The organism is Streptomyces cahuitamycinicus (genome assembly GCF_002891435.1).
GTDB classification, from domain to species: Bacteria; Actinomycetota; Actinomycetes; order Streptomycetales; family Streptomycetaceae; genus Streptomyces; species Streptomyces cahuitamycinicus.
The window spans coordinates 1-2430 of sequence record NZ_POUC01000723.1 but is presented as its reverse complement, the minus strand read 5'-3'; the positions used below and the strand labels follow the sequence as shown (position 1 = coordinate 2430).

Genomic DNA, 2430 nt, shown 5'->3' with positions numbered 1-2430 from the left:
GTCCTTGACCTGGACGTAGCCGAGGTGGGGGGAGAGCGCCGCGTAGGTCTCGGAGGGCTGTTCGCCGCCGAGCCAGGTGTGCATGACGTCCCAGAGGGCGCCGACCTGACGGTGGCCGACGAGGCCGAGGATCCGCATCGCGTCGGCGGCGGTGCGGTGCGAGTCGTGGGTTTCGAGGAGGATGCGTACGCCCAGGTCATTGGCGTGTTCGGCGGCCGTGCCCAGGCGGCGGGCGGCCGTCGCGTCGGCCTCTTCCGGGGTCTGGACGTCGAGGTCGCCGCCGGGGAAGACGCGGATGTACGGGGCGCCGAGGTCGTGGGCCAGGTCCAGGAGGGCGCGGATCTCGGCCAGGACGGGCTCGTCGTCGCCCGGCGCGGCGACCCGTGCGTAACCCGCCAGGCCGAGGAGCTCTACGCCCGCTCCCTTGAAGTCGGCCGCGACGTCCGCCCGTTCGGCGGGGCCGAGGCCGGTGTGGACCGGTTCCTCGGGGTGGGTGCGCAGCTCCACGCCGTGATAGCCGTGGGCGGCCGCGAGCCGCAGGACGTCGGGCAGGGGCAGGCCGGGGACACCGAGGGTGGAGAACGCCAGCTTCATGTGGACGGACCCTACCCGGCACCCCCGCCTGCGACTCCCCTCCGGCCCCCGGGTGTTGCGTGAAGATCCAGTCGCCAGTCCTGGCCGGTCAGGTCCCGGCCGAAGGAGCGGTGCGGTTTCTCCGCGACCAGGGCGAAACCGTTGCGCCGGTAGATACGGCGGGCCGCGGTGAGGACGTCGTTCGTCCACAGGACGACCTCGCGGTAGCCGGCCTCGCGCGCGAAGTCGACGAGCGTCCCGACCAGGCGGTCTCCGATGCCGAGGCCGCGCGCGTCCGGCTCCACGAGCAGCAGCCGCAGACGGGCGGTGCCGGGCGCGTCCCGTACGCACATCACGCACCCGACCGGCCTGCCGTCCAGGTCGGCGATCCAGGTACGCTCCCGACGCGGGTCGTGGGCGTCGGCATAGTCGGCGACGATCCTCGCGACCAGCCCCTCGTAGTCGGCGTCGAAGCCGTACTCGGCCGCGTAGAGCGCGGCGTTGCGCTGGACGATCCAGCCGAGGTCGCCGGGGGCGGGCTCGCGCAGGACGACGTCCTGTAGGAGCGGGGCACGGCCGTCGCCGAGGATCGTCCGGACGGTCCGCATGGCCTCCGCGAGCCGGGGCCGGTCCTCGGCCCGGACCGTGTCCAGCATCGCCCCGACCGACGCGCGGGCCCGTTCGTCGAGCAGCGCGGCGGCTTCCCGGCCGGGCGTGGTGAGTGTGACGCTGCGGCGGCGCGGGTCCGTCTCGGACGGGCCGCGCTCGACCAGCCCGTCCTCCTCGAACCTGTTCAGGATGCGGGTCAGGTAGCCGGCGTCCAGGTGCAGCTGGGCCCGCAGGTCGGCGGCGTCCGTACGGGGTGCGCGCGCCAGCTCGTAGAGCACGCGGGACTCGGTGAGGGTGTAGGGGGCGCAGAGCCGGCGGCCGTAGTCGAGGGCGCCGATGACGTTCGTGTAGAAGCGGTTGAAGGAGCGGATGTCCTGGACGGTCATGGCCTCGACCCCCGATGCTTGACTCAGTCAGAGATACCCGTGGTTCGAGGCTAGCGGTCCGGGGCGGCCGAGCCCAGGCACGAGGCGATCCGGACGGGCGACAGCCGATGACTTTCTCCGTGTTCCGCAGTCAGAGGAAGTGATCGTGCGTCGCAGCCGCGAGTGTCGTGGAAGCGTGCACCGACGGAAATCCGCTGAGAAGCCGGCACGAGATACCGAGGAACCAGGATGCGCACTCTGATCAGCACCGCTTTCGTCTCGCTCGACGGCGTCGTGGAGGCCCCGGGCGGCGAGCCCGGCTACCGGAACTCCGGGTGGACCTTCAAGGACGTCGAGTTCCTTCCCGAGGCGTTCGAGATCAAGGGCCGGGAGCAGCAGGAGGCCACGGCGATGATGCTGGGCCGCACCAGCTATGAGGCGTTCAGCCCGGTGTGGCCCGACATGGAGGACTTCGCCGACTACAAGGTGATGCCGAAGTACGTCGTCTCCACCACCCTCACCGAGGACGACCTGGTGTCGAACTGGGGCGAGACCACGATCCTGCGCTCACTGGACGACGTCGCCGCTCTGAAGGAGACCGAGGGCGGCCCGATCATCGTCCACGGCAGCGCCTCCCTGAACCAGTCGCTCTCGGACGCCGGCCTGATCGACCGTTACCACCTGCTCGTCTTTCCGCTCCTGCTGGGGGCGGGCAAGCGGCTCTTCAGCGCCACGGACAAGGACACCCAGAAGCTGCGGCTCGTCGAGCACGAGGCCTACGCCAACGGTCTGCAGAAGAACGTCTTCGACGTCGTCCGCTGACGAGGCCCGGCGGGTCCGTTCAGGCCGAAGCAGGGGCGTGGGGCCGGCAGCGGTCCCCACC

General features: G+C 71.3%; 3 protein-coding genes. 1 reads left to right on the top strand and 2 read right to left on the bottom strand.

Going from position 1 to position 2430, the window contains the following annotated elements; genetic code table 11:
- Both C1J00_RS42100 and C1J00_RS42095 read right to left on the bottom strand, forming a co-directional pair.
- Positions 1 to 594 (bottom strand): sugar phosphate isomerase/epimerase family protein (locus C1J00_RS42100; protein ID WP_102914078.1); only part of this gene is annotated, 594 nt, incomplete at its 3' end.
- 11 nt (positions 595 to 605) lie between these two features.
- The gene (locus C1J00_RS42095; RefSeq protein ID WP_102914077.1) at positions 606 to 1568 is read right to left on the bottom strand and encodes a bifunctional helix-turn-helix transcriptional regulator/GNAT family N-acetyltransferase; all 963 of its coding nucleotides are present in this window, start codon (positions 1566 to 1568) and stop codon (positions 606 to 608) included.
- Positions 1569 to 1796: 228 nt separating this feature from the next.
- On the opposite strand from C1J00_RS42095, the gene C1J00_RS42090 reads away from it, so the two are divergent.
- Positions 1797 to 2369 (top strand): dihydrofolate reductase family protein, encoded by a 573-nt coding sequence (locus C1J00_RS42090; RefSeq protein WP_102914076.1) that lies wholly within the window; start codon positions 1797 to 1799, stop codon positions 2367 to 2369.
- The last annotated feature ends 61 nt before the right edge of the window (positions 2370 to 2430 follow it).

Excerpts from the sequence above, each read along its gene's own strand:
- C1J00_RS42095 (WP_102914077.1), bottom strand. The coding sequence starts at position 1,568 with ATGACCGTCCAGGACATCCGCTCCTTCAACCGCTTCTACACGAACGTC.
- C1J00_RS42090 (WP_102914076.1), top strand. The coding sequence starts at position 1,797 with ATGCGCACTCTGATCAGCACCGCTTTCGTCTCGCTCGACGGCGTCGTG.